The organism is Chryseobacterium sp. PTM-20240506 (assembly GCF_048296755.1).
In the GTDB taxonomy this organism is placed as follows: Bacteria; Bacteroidota; Bacteroidia; order Flavobacteriales; family Weeksellaceae; genus Chryseobacterium; species Chryseobacterium proteolyticum.
The window spans coordinates 2391274-2406644 of the sequence record NZ_CP182581.1 but is presented as its reverse complement, the minus strand read 5'-3'; the positions used below and the strand labels follow the sequence as shown (position 1 = coordinate 2406644).

General features: G+C 35.9%; 12 protein-coding genes. 4 read left to right on the top strand and 8 right to left on the bottom strand.

All coding sequences use genetic code 11. The features are described from left to right. Positions 1–63 precede the first annotated feature (63 nt). Positions 64–2961, top strand: a complete 2898-nt coding sequence (locus ACNFU2_RS10645; RefSeq protein ID WP_418124866.1) for an alpha/beta hydrolase family protein — start codon at positions 64–66, stop codon at positions 2959–2961. Between the two features lie 230 nt (positions 2962–3191). Here the strand turns inward: ACNFU2_RS10645 and recA are convergent, their stop codons facing one another. The 8 genes from recA to ACNFU2_RS10605 all read right to left on the bottom strand — a co-directional run bounded on the left by recA (position 3192) and on the right by ACNFU2_RS10605 (position 11943). Further along, positions 3192–4199, bottom strand: coding sequence for a recombinase RecA (gene recA / locus ACNFU2_RS10640; protein ID WP_172280446.1), 1008 nt, complete (start codon positions 4197–4199; stop codon positions 3192–3194). 165 nt (positions 4200–4364) lie between these two features. Next, positions 4365–5561 carry an oxygenase MpaB family protein gene (locus ACNFU2_RS10635; RefSeq protein ID WP_273649418.1) on the bottom strand — a complete coding sequence of 399 codons (1197 nt, stop codon included), beginning with the start codon at positions 5559–5561 and terminating at the stop codon, positions 4365–4367. Positions 5562–5657: 96 nt separating this feature from the next. Further along, positions 5658–6437 carry a response regulator transcription factor gene (locus ACNFU2_RS10630; RefSeq protein WP_172280443.1) on the bottom strand — a complete coding sequence of 260 codons (780 nt, stop codon included), beginning with the start codon at positions 6435–6437 and terminating at the stop codon, positions 5658–5660. A 395-nt stretch (positions 6438–6832) separates the two neighbouring features. Further along, positions 6833–7837, bottom strand: coding sequence for a type I glyceraldehyde-3-phosphate dehydrogenase (gap, locus tag ACNFU2_RS10625; protein WP_273649415.1), 1005 nt, complete (start codon positions 7835–7837; stop codon positions 6833–6835). Between the two features lie 28 nt (positions 7838–7865). Then, on the bottom strand, positions 7866–8852 hold the full coding sequence (gene pfkA / locus ACNFU2_RS10620) for a 6-phosphofructokinase (protein ID WP_172280439.1): 987 nt from the start codon (positions 8850–8852) through the stop codon (positions 7866–7868). A gap of 83 nt (positions 8853–8935) precedes the next feature. Continuing rightward, positions 8936–9799, bottom strand: coding sequence for a DUF4846 domain-containing protein (locus ACNFU2_RS10615; protein WP_273649412.1), 864 nt, complete (start codon positions 9797–9799; stop codon positions 8936–8938). A gap of 22 nt (positions 9800–9821) precedes the next feature. After that, the gene (locus ACNFU2_RS10610; RefSeq protein WP_273649410.1) at positions 9822–10580 is read right to left on the bottom strand and encodes a TIGR03915 family putative DNA repair protein; all 759 of its coding nucleotides are present in this window, start codon (positions 10578–10580) and stop codon (positions 9822–9824) included. Positions 10581–10683: 103 nt separating this feature from the next. Then, positions 10684–11943, bottom strand: coding sequence for a putative DNA modification/repair radical SAM protein (locus tag ACNFU2_RS10605; RefSeq protein ID WP_273649409.1), 1260 nt, complete (start codon positions 11941–11943; stop codon positions 10684–10686). A 146-nt stretch (positions 11944–12089) separates the two neighbouring features. On the opposite strand from ACNFU2_RS10605, the gene ACNFU2_RS10600 reads away from it, so the two are divergent. From ACNFU2_RS10600 to ACNFU2_RS10590, 3 genes are all read left to right on the top strand, one after another. Beyond that, entirely contained in the window at positions 12090–13418 is a 1329-nt protein-coding gene (locus ACNFU2_RS10600) for a hydroxymethylglutaryl-CoA reductase, degradative (RefSeq protein ID WP_172280431.1), read from the top strand. 196 nt (positions 13419–13614) lie between these two features. Next, on the top strand, positions 13615–14001 hold the full coding sequence (locus tag ACNFU2_RS10595; protein WP_273649406.1) for a DUF423 domain-containing protein: 387 nt from the start codon (positions 13615–13617) through the stop codon (positions 13999–14001). 5 nt (positions 14002–14006) lie between these two features. Beyond that, positions 14007–15284, top strand: a complete 1278-nt coding sequence (locus tag ACNFU2_RS10590; RefSeq protein ID WP_418124861.1) for a chloride channel protein — start codon at positions 14007–14009, stop codon at positions 15282–15284. Positions 15285–15371: the final 87 nt, after the last annotated feature.

The window sequence follows — 15371 nt, the reverse complement described above, 5'->3', positions numbered from 1 at the left end:
GGAGCTTCATGTAATTTTGTCAAAGAAATATCTTACTTTTAAATCTTTAAAATTATTAAAAAAATGAAGTTGAAATGTACAGTTTTTATTCTGCTCATCATGACCTGTTTTATGTATGGACAGAAAAAACCTCTAGATCATTCCGTTTACGACAGCTGGCAAAATATCGGGACAAAAAAAATTTCAAATGATGGAAAATGGATTGCCTATTCCGTAGATGCTCAGGAGGGAAATTCTAACCTTTTTCTGCACTCAGTTAAAAATAAAACCTCAAAGAAGTTTGCAAGAGCAACAAAATTGGATTTTACCAATGATTCCAGGTTTGCTGTTTTTCAAATCCGTCCACAGTATAAAGATATAAAGGCGGTAAAAGATAAAAAGCTGAAAAAAAATAAATTAACGAAAGATAGTCTTGCAATAGTTGATTTTCTCAATGATAAAACTGAGAAAATTCCTAATGTGAAATCATTTAAAGTTCCTGAAAAAGCAGGTTCTTTTGTTGCATACCTTTTGGAAAATACAAAAGATAAATCCTCGGATGATGCTTCTGATAAAGAAGATGGAGATGAAAATAATGATGAAGATAAAAATGTAAAACCATTACAATTGGTGGTACGGAATTTATTGGATGGAAAAAGTACAACATATGATAATGTAATGCGTTATGAGTTCAGTAAAAACGGAAGACAACTGGTTTTTGTAACTAAAAAGCCGGAAGAAAAGGCTAAAAAAGAGAAAAAAGAAGATAAGGATTCTGAGAGTGAAAAATCTGCAGATAAAAAAGAAACTGACAAATCAAAGCCAAAGAAATATGCATTTCAAACCGTACAGATAGTTGATCTGCAAAAAGGGACTGTATCTAAGGTTTCAGAAATGGAGGGCGATTTTTCACAGTTGTCTTTCGATGAAGAAGGAGACCAACTGGCATTTGTGGGAACTGCTTCTGCACAAAATGACCTGGTGAAATTATATCAGCTGTATTACTTTAATTTTAAAGGAAATAAGAAGGAGGTTATAAGCAATGAAAATGAACAGATGAAAAAGAATTGGGTAGTTTCTGAAAACAGGTTGCCTTTATTCAGCAAAAACGGAAAACAATTGTATTTCGGTGTTGCGCCAAAACCTGTTGCAAAAGATACTGCGATGATTGCCAACAATCATGCTGTTGTGGACATCTGGAATTATAAAGATGATTATCTTCAGACGGTACAGTTAAAAGAATTAAAAAACGATCTGAAGAAATCCTATGCCGCAGTAATGCAGACAGAAAAGCCTGGTTTCTTCAGAAATATTGATGGAGAAGATTTAGATACTTTAAGATTGGTGAACGAAGGAAATGCTGAATTTGCATTAGGGATTACCAGTATCAATAACCGTATTTCCTCTCAATGGGAAGGCTCTACAAAGAAAACCTATTTTCTGATTGATAATAAGACGGGCGAAAGAACAGAAATTATAAAAAATCTTGACGGGGCAGTTGCCATATCTCCGCTTGGAAAATTTCTTGTGATTTTCAACAAAGAAAAAGGAATGTGGTTGAGTTACAATATTAAAACAAAACAAACTCTTCCTCTCAATAGCGGGTTGCCGGTTTCTTTTGTTGATGAAGAATTTGATATGCCGGATTTTCCAAATTCTTATGGTATCGCATCATGGACGGATAAAGATGAATCTGTAATTATAAGAGATCGCTACGATCTTTGGGAATTCTTCCTGAACGGCTCAAAAAAGCCAAGGAATATCACGAATGGCTTCGGGCGCAAACATAAAATAACATTCGACACATACGATTTAGATAAAGATGTAAAAAGCCTGAACCGGAAATCTTCCATTTATTTATCAGCTTTTGATAATACATCCAAAGCAAACGGAATTTTCAGAACAACCATTCAGTCAGACGCTGATCCTGTAAAAATCCAAATGGAAAATGTCTGGGGGTATCGAAGCATTCAAAAAGCTAAAAATGCGGAAGAATATATTTTGGTAAAAGAATCCTATACAGAATCGCCTGATATTTTCGCAACATCAGATTTCTTGGAACAACAAAAATTAAGCAATACAAACCCACAGCAAGCTCTTTATAATTGGGGGACGAATGAATTGGTCAACTGGACAACACCAAAAGGCAATTCATCTACAGGAGTTTTGTACAAGCCTGAAGATTTCAATCCCAACAAGAAATATCCTATGATTGTTTACTTCTATGAGAAGCTTTCGGACAATCTGAACCGTTATGTTGCTCCTGCTCCGACACCATCAAGATTAAATATTTCTTACTTTGTGAGCAACGGATATTTGGTTTTTACACCGGATATTTCATATACCGATGGTTTTCCGGGGGAATCCGCAATGGAATATATTAATTCCGGAGTTGAAAAATTAAAGCAGAATTCATGGGTAGACGGTACTAAAATCGGAATCCAAGGACAAAGCTGGGGCGGTTATCAGGTTGCTTACCTTATTGCTCACACAGATATGTATACTGCTGCGTGGAGTGGTGCTCCTGTTGTCAATATGACCTCTGCATATGGAGGGATCAGATGGACCTCAGGAATGAACAGGCAGTTTCAGTATGAAAAATCACAGAGCAGATTAGGGAAAAATCTTTGGGAGGCACCAGATCTTTACATTAAAAATTCACCGCTTTTCACGATTAATAAGGTGAAAACTCCGGTAGTCATTATGAGTAATGATAAAGATGGAGCAGTTCCATGGTATCAGGGAATTGAAATGTTTACGGCATTACGACGTCTGGGAAAACCCGTTTGGCTTCTTAACTATAATGGTGACGACCATAATCTTGTAAAACGACAGAACAGGAAAGATATACAAATCCGCGAGCAGCAGTTTTTTGATTATTATCTTAAAGGAGCTAAAGCTCCGGTATGGATGACAAAAGGAGTCTCTGCAACCCAAAAAGGAAAAGATTGGGGCTTTGAACTGACGGATGATAAACCTTAACGATAAAAAATCGGCGGACGAAATGTTCCGCCGATTTTTTTTATTAAAAGATTAAAAGATTAAAAGATTAAAAGATTAAAAGATTAAAAGATTTTTTTAGTAAATCTCATCAATATCTTACAAAAATACCGGCGCGCCAAAGAGTATTTCTCACTTGTGAGGGTAGGAAATAGAGTAAAAACAAAAGACAGCTTGAAGGCTGTCTTTGTTATTGATTTTGATTTGAAAAATTATTTTGATTTATTTTTCAATTCTTCTTTAATTTTATTCTCCAGTTCTTCAGAAAGTTCAGGATTGTCTTTAAGAACGTCTTTTACCGCATCACGGCCTTGTCCTAATTTTGTTTCATCATAGCTGAACCATGAACCGCTTTTCTTTACCACTCCTAGCTCTACAGCCTGATCAAGAATTTCTCCTGTTTTAGAAACTCCTTCTCCGTACATGATGTCAAATTCAGCTTGTTTGAATGGAGGGGCTACTTTATTTTTAACAATCTTTACTTTTACACGACTTCCGATTGCTTCGTCACCATTTTTGATCGGTGCACTTGCCTTTCTGATATCTACTCTTACTGAAGCATAAAATTTCAAGGCATTACCACCGGTTGTCGTTTCAGGGTTTCCAAACATTACACCAATTTTCTCTCTCAGCTGGTTGATGAAAATTACGGTACATTTTGTTTTTGAAATTGTTGCAGTTAGTTTTCTTAATGCCTGAGACATTAATCTTGCATGCAGACCCATTTTGGAATCACCCATTTCTCCTTCAATTTCTGCTTTAGGAGTAAGAGCGGCAACTGAGTCGATTACTACAATATCAATCGCTCCTGAACGGATAAGGTTGTCCGCAATTTCCAGGGCTTGTTCACCATTGTCCGGTTGAGATATAATAAGGTTTTCTAAATCTATTCCTAATTTTGCAGCATAAGTTCTGTCGAAAGCGTGCTCTGCATCAATAAATGCTGCAATTCCACCTGCTTTTTGAGCTTCTGCAATAGCGTGAAGTGTTAAAGTTGTTTTACCGGAAGATTCAGGTCCATAAATCTCAATGATTCTTCCTCTTGGATATCCTCCTACTCCCAATGCAATGTCTAATCCTAAGGATCCGGAAGGAATAACTTCTATTGTATTATCAACAGAATTATCTCCCAAAGTCATTACAGTTCCTTTTCCGTATGTTTTATCTAATTTATCAAGCACTAGAGCCAGTGCTTTTTTCTTATCGTCAATGTTACTCATTTCTAAAAAATAATTTCTCAAAAGTACATAATTTTGGAATCAAAAGCTAATATTTTTCAATTTCAAAGCGTCTTTTTAAAGTTAAAAAAACAATAATTCTGTTTGGTAAAATAGTGCCTATCTTATTATGAATGAAATAATAGCAAACTAAAAAAGCAGATCAATTTAATGGAAGTTGGAGCCCGATGTTATTCTTAAATAGTCTTCCAGAACTTTAAGGTGTTTTTTATTACCCGCTTCAATTCTTGCTTTTCGTCCTACTAAAGTATTATATATAATATTAGTTGCTTTTTTTACCTGAGGGAAAACTTTTTTATTGGAGACATCAGGAATATTCAATCGCTTACAAACCTCATCGTCCAGTAAAAACCAGGTGCAGCAAATATGAAGATACCGTAGATTTCTTCTTTGAAAGCTGAACTTTAATATAGGATTCTCCAGGGATTCATCGAGTAATGAATGGGCAAGGAGTACAGAGTCTTTATCCGAAGGAGGCTGGATGGATGACCATAGGTAAAAATATTCCGTAGCCTGTTTTTTATGATCAGGAAGGAGGTGTTCGGGAATGCCCAGCAAATAACCGACATATTTCCATAGGTGAAAAATACCAAGCTCCTCTTCATTTGAAAAGCTATTGCCCAGTTTTTTTAAGCTGTGAAGAAAAACCAAACTAAAACCTATATAGGTGGCCATCATATCCCAGGAGTTGATAGGTTCTCCCCAGTTTTCCGTATCCCAATCAGCATAATGCTTTTTGATCGAAAGTCTTGCATATGAATGAATAAGACGTGTTTTTATAGCAAATCCATAGCCTTTGGCATGAATATCCAGGGCATGGTAACGGGTTACATTCACCCAGAAATCCAATGTTTCAGAAAGACGTTTTACGGCTCCTTTTTTCAATGCTTCTGTTACAATAAGGGGTTTATTCAGGTAGGAGTAATCATAACCTCCGATCAAGCAATAATCCCTAAGAGAGATGAGGGCATCTAGTCCGCTTCGCATACAAAGCTCAGCGCCACTTTTCAGCAATTCTTCATTTAGCCATTCAGGTTTTTTCTGAACTTCTTTGAAAAGTCTTTTAACACTGTCCGGAACCTGATCGTTTTCAGAAACTCCATTTCTGATGTATTTCTCGATTTCCCTTGTAGCTTCGTGAAATTTTTTAGTAAAATAGACATCTTTTACCACCTGGTCACCGGTTTCGTCAACGTGATAATAATAGGGAGAAAATTGCTCAAATTCGCTGAAACTCACTTCTGCACCGGAAAATTCAATAAGCAGTTTTCCGTTACCCTTTTGCCAGAAATCTTTGAAATGAGGTGAATTTTTAAAACGGGGATGTACGATTGATCTTTCCATCAATTATAAAAGTACAAGTTTTACGCCGAAATACCTCTGTGAGATTTATCAGCATGGAGAGTATATGTTTACTTCAAATATATCTTTTTATAATAGTTATATAATGCCCCATTCAAAAGCCTTTTTCAAAAGCTCTTTACCATTTCTTGAATTGGTTTTTGTAAGGATGTTTTTTCGATGAGAACGGACAGTATGCTGAGATAAAATAAGCATTTCGGATATTTCTGTTCCCGAATATCCTTTTGCAATCAGAGAAAGGATCTCTACTTCCCTTTTGGTGAGATTTTCGAGTGTCTGATGGGTTGATGAGGAGGGATTGTCTATTGTCATCTGGTGAAAATCGGCTCTGGGGCCAATCCCTGAAATCAGGACGGTATAAGGATTTTGCTTTGTTATATGATTAATGTTGGTATGTATATTAATGGATTGTACGAGGTTCCCATTTTCATCCTCTAGGGTAGGAATAGCCTGGTGATGGAACAACTCATAATTTCCTTTTGCAGTTTTCATCCTGAAGCAGTAACTCGATTTTAAGTAGAGATGATGTTCCGGGCCAATTTCAATCATTTTAGATACAACGGCCTGTTCCGCTTTTATTACAAAAGGAATGTCTTCAGGATGTGTGAGATCTATGACTTCTTTAAGGTTTTCAGGATTTTTTTTTAAACCATGTAATTTTAAAATATTTTCATGATGATGAGAGAGGGTACTGTTTGTAAGATTTAATACATAATAATAAAATTCTCCGATTGCAAACATCTCACCAATGATACGTTCGATAGGGGGCGTCTTCAGTATTTCTTTTTTTTCCTTTCTTGTAGCGGGATATCTTTCCCAAACTTCAATCAAGGGATGTTTTTTTTCAGCGTCTTTCATGAAAATAGTCTTTTTTAGATAGTTAATATTTTCTTAAAAATACCCCTAAAGGGGGATTTTTTTGTGTTGAAAAAAATGCAAAATTTGTTATAAACTAATAACCCTGAAAACTTGATTTTCAAAACTGTTTGAGAAATTTTATTTTGATTATCTGTTATGGTAATTAATTTTATTTGTAAAATGCATTAATTTATTTAACTAAAATAAGCATAAAATAATATATTATTTTGTTTTTATTTGGTTTTTAATAATTGTATTTTAAGTTTGAATACGGAAAGGAAATGTTTTCAGGAAAATAATGGTTTATACTTTCTTTATTAGTTGTTTGGAAATGGTAAACTAAAAACCCCACTCACATCATGAGCGGGGTTTGTGTTATTTTAAATGTTTGATTCTTATAAAGAAGCAGCGTGAACAAGCATGTCAACTAATTTATTAGAATAACCCATTTCGTTGTCATACCAAGAAACAAGCTTTACGAAATTAGGTGAAAGCATAATACCTGCGTCTTTGTCGAAGATTGAAGTTCTCTTATCACCTACGAAATCCTGAGAAACAACTGCATCTTCAGTGTATCCTAAGATTCCTTTTAGTTCCCCTTCAGAAGCTGCCTTAATAGTAGCGCAGATTTCTTCGTAAGAAGTAGCTTTTTCAATTCTTACTGTAAGGTCAACTACAGAAACGTCTACTGTAGGTACTCTGAAAGACATACCTGTAAGTTTTCCGTTCAATGAAGGAATTACTTTTCCTACAGCTTTAGCAGCACCGGTAGAAGAAGGAATAATATTATTCAATGCAGCTCTACCTCCTCTCCAGTCTTTCATTGAAGGACCATCTACAGTTTTCTGAGTAGCGGTTGTTGCGTGAACAGTTGTCATTAAACCTTCAACGATTCCAAAATTATCGTGGATAACTTTAGCTAAAGGCGCTAAACAGTTTGTTGTACATGAAGCGTTAGATAAGATTTTAATATCATCTGTAAGTTCTTTGTGGTTTACACCCATTACGAACATTGGAGTATCATCTTTAGAAGGAGCGGAAAGGATTACTTTTTTTGCACCTGCATTAATGTGAGCCTGAGCAGAATCTTTAGATAAGAAAAGACCTGTAGATTCTACAATATAATCAGCTCCGATTTCATTCCACTTCAGGTTATTTGGATCTTTCTCAGCAGTTACTCTGATTTTCTTTCCATTTACTACAAGATCATTACCTTCTACAGATACTTCTCCTGGAAAGATTCCGTGTACAGAATCATATTTTAACATGTAAGCCATGTATTCTGCATTGATAAGGTCATTGATTCCTACTACCTCAATGTTATCTCTTTCAGTCATTGCTCTGAAAACAAGACGTCCAATTCTACCAAACCCGTTGATACCTACTTTAATTGTTGACATAATATTTTGATTTTTACAATTATAAAAATTAGATTGCTAATATTTCTGAAATCAGTAAAAGGTCTTTATTGATTTCATTATGTTTTTTAATGGCTTCTTCAATAGGAGTGTATACCATATCGTTAGAACGCATTCCTGCCATTACATTTGTTTTACCTTCCATTAATCCTACCACGGCTCCGTATCCCAGTCTGCTCGCAAGAACCCTGTCTGCACAGCTCGGAGATCCTCCTCTCTGGATATGTCCCAGAATAGCTACACGAATGTCATAGTCAGGAAACTCCTGTTTTGTCTGCTCTGCCAGCTCATAAATATTCGCCAGTTTCTCTCCCTCAGCAACAACTACGATACTGGAAGCTTTTCCGGTTTTTTCAGCATTTCTGAAAGTCGCAAAAAGCTCATCTACACTGTCCTTTTTTTCAGGGATAAGGATATCCAAAGCTCCGGTTGCCAGTCCACTGTTTAATGCAATAAACCCAGCATCACGACCCATAACCTCAACAAAGAATACTCTGTTGTGAGAAGTGGCTGTATCACGGATTTTATCAATAGCTTCCATGGCAGTATTCAAAGCCGTATCATATCCAATAGTATTGTCGGTACCGAAAATATCATTGTCGATAGTCCCCGGAACACCAATTACTCTGATACCAAATTCTTCATTGAAGATCTTCGCCCCTGTGAAAGTTCCATCTCCACCAATACACACAATTGCATCAACACCATGTTTAACGCAATTATTGTAGGCTTTCTGACGTCCTTCTTTAGTTCTGAATTCCTGGGATCTTGCGGACTTTAGGATAGTTCCGCCCTGGTTGATTATATTTTTTACGGAACGAGGACCCATTTTTAAGAAATCATCGTTGATAAGCCCATTGTAGCCTTCTCTTATTCCGTAACATTCGATATTATAATAATTTGCCGTTCTTACCACCGCCCTTAATGCAGCATTCATACCCGGGGAGTCTCCTCCGGAAGTAAGAACTGCAATTTTTTTTACAGCACTTTCTTTCATCTAGTAAAAAATTTCGAACACAAATTTACAAAAACAAGTTCAGATTATAGTAGTAAGTTGATAATACTTTTGAATATAAATTGTTAAAAACTTCTAAAGTTTGTTGGTTTAAAAATATATCTCGCAGTTTTTGTTTCGTTAGCTTTTACGTCTAAGTTGTACCACGGAGATCTGTTTTTATCAAAAGGATTGGAAAGAACATGGATAGATTGGGCAGGAGTGAAACCTTCACTTAGTAAAAATAACTTTTTCCCTTCTTTATTTCTGCAAGCGCCACTTATCAATACAACATGTCCAGGACTTCCTGGTGTAATAAGAATGTCTCCGCTTTTTAAATCCTCACTTTTTAAAACCGGTTTTGTTTCTTTATTTAATGAAATAGTTCCTGCATAATTAAAGATCAGATTTAGATAACTTCTGAAATTTTGAGGCGAGTCATCGAAAGAGGCTGTCTTTTTGAAATTAACAGAATTGCCATTGACAAAGGCCCGTGTTCCGTTTTTATAATCTTTCCAGCTCAGCAGATCACCATTTGTAAAATGAAATTGAATTTCATCTTGTCTTTTATTTTTAACTAAATATTCTGCCCTTAGCCGGATCACCGCATCTGCACATTGTTGAAGATCCTGATCTCCGGTATCGATATCAAAAATTGCTTCATGCAGATGCTGGGTAGATATTGGATTTCCGTCATATCTAAGTATCTTGCTTTTATAGGGTTTTAAAGTGAAATTTTCGAGAAAATACCCGAAAGATTCCTGTTTTTCATCAATCCATTCATATCCCTGAGGTGCAGAAAATCTTTCTTTGATAGTATTTTTATCGGTATGAACCAAAATTTCTGATCCTGTCCCGTTATCTATTTCAGATATTGCATTTCTTTTCTTATCAGGAATACAGCTGATAATACTGATTAACGCAATTGTACATAAAGTTTTTCCTGCCATCTTATGGTGTTTTTATTTTACATTACCTCTTTTCTGTCAGATACTTCCAGTACCTTTTCGGGACATGCTGAATATGGAGTTTTAGATTTTTTCTTTCTGTAATATTGGTTTTTATAAAGTAACGTTGCCATAATTTTTGATATTGGCTCTCTTCATCATGGAATTTTTGCTCATATTGATCAAGATCCAGTTTTTCATCAGGATAAAAGAAGTCACAATTTTCAAGATCATACAAAATTCCATAATTTCTTCTGAGGTCATAAATCATCCACTTTTGATCCTGATATCGATCTTTAAAATGTTTTCTGATCAGGGGAATAACGTTGAAATCAGGATCTATTTTTGCAAAGAAAACACCATCCTGCATTTTCTCAAACCTTACAAATGCCGTCATCCGATGCCTTTCTCTGTCTACGGATTTACATATTTTCGATATTTTTAAAATATCACTATCCGCATAATTCTGAAGAATATTTTCATGAGGATGTTGTACAGATAATTGTATGGCTGAAAGGATAATTCTTTCTGATTCCGGATCTTCTGATAGAAAAACTTTCAGCAATTGATGGATTCCGGATCTCCCTATGTTCTCTTCCAGCTTCTTGAAAACTCTTTCTGCCTTTTCTGTCTGAGTGACTACTTCGTGGGTTTCTGCAAAAATGTTTTCCTGATGATATTGATTTTTGCCGAAAATTTCAACGTCTTTATAACGGTATTCGAATACTTCAAACACTGCAGTTAAAAGTCCGTCAAAGCTTCCGTCGTAAAGTAGGGTAGTCATTTATTTTATATGGTAGTTTAATAATATAGAGATGTAAAATTTATAAACTTTTTAGAGATTTTTATCACAGTTTGCCTTTAAACAGGGAGAAAATCATTGTTTTTTAAAACAAGGTAAGTTGCTGTGAAAATTTATTATGAAATTTCGACGAGCTTCCTCCAATCAATAATTTCTTTAAATTTTGATTCGTTAAATATTTCAAAAAAACATTTCCTGCATTGAAGTCAATAAAGTATTTTGCTCTGTTTACAGCTGCTCCTAATTTCTTAAGATGATCCATGTTTAAAATCTGAAAACGTCTTGCTTGTACTATTTTTTTAGCTGTTTTTACACCAATTCCCGGAATTCGAAGAATCATTTGATAGTCAGCTGTCTGGAGATTGATAGGGAATTGATCAAGATGTCTTAATGCCCAGCTTAATTTGGGGTCAATTTCAAGATCGAGAAAAGGAAGATTGGGATCTAAAATTTCTTCTGCTTTAAAGCCGTAAAATCTCATGAGCCAGTCCGATTGATACAATCTGTTTTCTCTAAGCATTGGGACTTCAGTAGTTAATGAAGGCAATCTTTTGTCTTCTAGTACTGGTACATACCCTGAATAATAGACTCTTTTAAGGTTGTAATTTTTATAAAAATGATCCGCGACTTTTATAATCTGAAGATCGTTTTCATTGGTAGCTCCTACGATCATTTGGGTCGACTGACCGGCTGGTGCAAATTTCGGAACTTTCCGGAAAATCTTTTTTTCATCATTATATTGGGATATCCCTTTCTGAATATAACGCATAGGACTTATCATGTCGGCCCTGTTTTTTTCAGGAGCGAGTAGCTTGAGTCCGCTTTCGGTTGGAATTTCAAGATTGACAGACAGACGGTCCGCATAGAGTGCTGCTTCCTGCATTAATTCATCGCTTGCTCCAGGAATGGATTTTAAGTGAATATATCCATTGAAATTTTCTTCAAGTCGTAATTTTTTTGCAACTCTCACCAGACGTTCCATGGTCGTGTCAGCATTTTTAAAAATGCCTGAACTTAAAAAAAGTCCTTCTATATAATTTCTCCGATAAAAGTTAATGGTAAGATCCACTACTTCTTCCACCGTAAAAGCTGCCCTTTTGATATCATTGGAGCTTCTTGAAACACAGTATGCACAATCATAAATACAATGATTGGTCAAAAGAACTTTAAGCAGGGAGACACATCGTCCGTCTTCTGTATAGGTATGACAAATCCCGCTTATGGAACTGTCTCCCAAAGCACCTTTTTTATTTTTTCGTGTTCCTCCGCTGGAAGAGCAGGAAACATCATATTTCGCTGCGTCAGCAAGGATTTCGAGTTTTTCTTTTAGGCGGTCAAAGTTCATATGTTATGATATAAGGACGATTTAACTCTGTGAATTTTAATTCAAAAGTAATTCCAAAATTGAGAAATGTCACCCTTTTTAACATAAAGTTATCAACAGAATAAAGTATCAAAATCAGTATATTTACGGTTCTTTAAAGTTATACTATGAATCATCAACCGATTGAAGGTTTTTCCAAATTGACCAAACAGGGGAAAATAGACTGGCTAGTCAATGAATATCTTGACGGCGATCAGGAATATCAAAAAATATTAAAGCAATACTGGAACGATAATACAGAACTTCAGAAGCTTCATGATGAATTTTCGGAAAATACGATCTCTAATTTTTATATGCCTTACGGAATAGCACCTAATTTTTTAATAGATGGAAAATTGGTGGCTTTGCCGATGGCTGTTGAAGAAAGTTCTGTAGTGGCTGCTGCATCTAAGGCTGCCAAATTCTGGATCGATAAAGGAGGTTTTAAAACAACCATTATTAATACAGAAAAATTGGGGCATACTCACTTCATTTTTAATGGAGAATCTCATAAACTATTGCATTTTTTTAATTTTAAACTAAAGAAAAAACTATTTGAGGCTACGGAAGCAATAACCGCTAACATGAGAAATCGTGGTGGTGGAATTCTGGATATTAAGCTGGTGGATAAGACTGCTGACATGGCCCATTACTTCCAATTGAAGGCAAGTTTTGATACAGTGGATTCAATGGGAGCCAATTTTATAAATTCTTGTCTGGAGCAATTTGGGAAAACATTGAAAGAAGAAGTTGCTAAAGAAGAAGACTTTACCAAAGAGGAAAAAGATTCTTTACAGATCGTAATGAATATTCTCTCCAACTTTACTCCCGACTGTGTGGTTCGTGCTGAGGTTTCTTGTAAAATTGATGATCTTAAAGATGATAGCGGGATTTCCAACGAAGAATTTGCCAGAAAATTTAAACAGGCTGTAACGATTGCTGAAATTGAGCCGTTCCGTGCAACCACTCATAATAAAGGAATTATGAATGGAGTGGATGCGGTGGTGATTGCTACGGGAAACGACTTCAGAGCAACAGAAGCCTGTGCACACGCTTACGCTGCAAAAGACGGTCAGTACAGGTCTTTGACTCATTGCACCACTGATAACGGAATTTTCAGATTTTGGATCGATCTTCCTATATCTGTAGGTGTTGTTGGCGGACTGACTAACCTCCATCCGTTAGTCAAGTTTTCATTAGCTCTTCTTGGTAAGCCATCTGCTCAGGAGTTAATGAGTATACTTGCTGTTTCAGGATTAGCACAGAATTTCGGGGCACTGCGTTCGTTAGTGACCACGGGAATTCAGAAAGGACATATGAAGATGCATTTATTGAATATTCTGAATCAGATGGGAGCAACGGAAGAGGAAAAGCAGCATTTTGTTACCTATTTCAAAGACAAAACAGTTACCCATCATGAGGTTATCACAGAGTTTAACAGAATGAGAGCCCAATAATATGTTTGGAATCATATTGTCAGCATTTATTTTAGTTTTCGGAATTTTTCTGAAAATAACCCGGAACCCCGGTTTTGCAAGAAGTAAAAATATGGCCTGGATGTTAATAGCTATCGGAGCTTTGTCTTTGGTGTTTAAAATTTTAAACTATAAATAAGACAGATTAATTGAAGATCTGATCTCATAAATTGATATAATGAAAACAATTACTTTAGTATTTGGTGCCGTTTATGGCATGTTATCGGTTATTTTAGGTGCGTTCGGTGCGCACGCTTTAAAGAAAATATTGTCAGTTGAAAGGCTGGAAAGTTTTGAAACAGGAGTAAGATATCAAATGTATGCTGCTTTCTTTCTGTTGATCATTGGATTTATTTTGAAATTTGAAACCTCTTCAGAAAAATGGGTTTCTATTTTGATGATTGCAGGAACAATGCTGTTTTCATTTAGTATATACTTCCTGAGTTTGCAGGACTATTTGGGAGCTAATCTGAAATTCCTGGGACCGATTACTCCACTTGGAGGGCTGTTAATGATCCTTAGCTGGGGAATGCTTATTTTTTATTTTGCTAAAAATAGGATCTAAACGCAATGAAAATCAACAGAAGGCGAAGGTTAATCAGAACGTTTAATCTTTTAGATCAGCCCATCAGATTTAATCCATTTGTATTCAGCCGGACATTTTTTATGTGGGCTTTTACCGGATTGGTAGGTGGAGTCATTGCCGGACTGTATTGGATTGTATTAGAATATTTTACTGACTTTTTAGCTCAGTATCAAGGTTGGATGGTGATTCCAACAATGGCCGTTTGCGGATTGTTAGCCGGTCTGGTTATTCACTTCATCGGTGATCCGGGTGAAATTCATCTGATTGTTAATAATATCAGATTTAATAAAGGAAAGCTCGATCCTAAAAATAACCCTTCCATGATCTTGTCGTCACTTTTTTGTGTAGCTTCAGGAGGTAGTTTAGGGCCTGAAGCTCCCCTGGTTCAGGTAACAGGATCTACAGGAACCTGGCTAGGGAAGATTTTCAGATTGAAGGGCGAGGAGTTGAGATCTTTAAGTATTGCAGGGATGGCATCCGGTTTCACTGCATTATTTGGTGCACCACTCGGTGGAAGTCTTTTTTCACTTGAAATTTTACATCATAAACATGCTGTTGAATATTATAAAGCAATAATTCCTGCATTGGTCGCAAGCTGTTTCAGCTATGTAATGTTTGCATTGATTATTCATCTCGGGATAGGTGCTACATGGAACCTGAAAGCGTATCACTATTCCGGAGTTTACGATTTTATGTACGCTTGTATGTTTGCTGTTGTTGCAACATTTGTAGGATGGCTGTTTATTTTTGTAGTTAAGTTTTTCAAAAAAGTCTTCGAGTACAGAAACTTTCCCATCTATGTAAAAACATTAGTAGGTGGAATTGTTTTGGGTATTATTGCGTTTTACTTTCCCATTACCAGATACTTCGGACACCATGAAGTTAATGAGCTGATCGGAGGGAATTTTTCTCTGAACTTTTTACTTTCAATTCTGGTCTTTAAAATATTAGCGATAGCAATCACAGTGACTTCGGGCTGGAGAGGAGGGTTCATTATCCCTTTGTTTTTTGTGGGAACTACTTTGGGGCTGATCATACATCATCTTTTTCCATCAGTAGATACCACACTGGCAATTGTAAGCTGCATGGCTGCAATTAACGCTTGTGTGACCAGGACGCCTATGAGTACAACTATTATTCTTGGGACTTTAACAGGATTTACTTATTTTGTTCCGATACTTTTTGCGAGCTTAACAGGATATTTCCTGGCTCCGAAAATCCCTTTTATAGGATCTCAATCAGAAAAAATAACCGAAGAATAAAGAAAATATCAGGACCTGTTAAAAATCAAGGTGCTTACCATTTAATTTTTGGACTTAGAATCTTGAACTTCCATGTCTTTTTAGTAA

Bases quoted from the DNA above. Each gene is read 5' to 3' on its own strand.
- ACNFU2_RS10645 (WP_418124866.1), top strand. From the start codon at position 64: ATGAAGTTGAAATGTACAGTTTTTATTCTGCTCATCATGACCTGTTTT.
- recA (WP_172280446.1), bottom strand. From the start codon at position 4,199: ATGAGTAACATTGACGATAAGAAAAAAGCACTGGCTCTAGTGCTTGAT.
- ACNFU2_RS10635 (WP_273649418.1), bottom strand. From the start codon at position 5,561: ATGGAAAGATCAATCGTACATCCCCGTTTTAAAAATTCACCTCATTTC.
- ACNFU2_RS10630 (WP_172280443.1), bottom strand. From the start codon at position 6,437: ATGAAAGACGCTGAAAAAAAACATCCCTTGATTGAAGTTTGGGAAAGA.
- gap (WP_273649415.1), bottom strand. From the start codon at position 7,837: ATGTCAACAATTAAAGTAGGTATCAACGGGTTTGGTAGAATTGGACGT.
- pfkA (WP_172280439.1), bottom strand. From the start codon at position 8,852: ATGAAAGAAAGTGCTGTAAAAAAAATTGCAGTTCTTACTTCCGGAGGA.
- ACNFU2_RS10615 (WP_273649412.1), bottom strand. From the start codon at position 9,799: ATGGCAGGAAAAACTTTATGTACAATTGCGTTAATCAGTATTATCAGC.
- ACNFU2_RS10610 (WP_273649410.1), bottom strand. From the start codon at position 10,580: ATGACTACCCTACTTTACGACGGAAGCTTTGACGGACTTTTAACTGCA.
- ACNFU2_RS10605 (WP_273649409.1), bottom strand. From the start codon at position 11,943: ATGAACTTTGACCGCCTAAAAGAAAAACTCGAAATCCTTGCTGACGCA.
- ACNFU2_RS10600 (WP_172280431.1), top strand. From the start codon at position 12,090: ATGAATCATCAACCGATTGAAGGTTTTTCCAAATTGACCAAACAGGGG.
- ACNFU2_RS10595 (WP_273649406.1), top strand. From the start codon at position 13,615: ATGAAAACAATTACTTTAGTATTTGGTGCCGTTTATGGCATGTTATCG.
- ACNFU2_RS10590 (WP_418124861.1), top strand. From the start codon at position 14,007: ATGAAAATCAACAGAAGGCGAAGGTTAATCAGAACGTTTAATCTTTTA.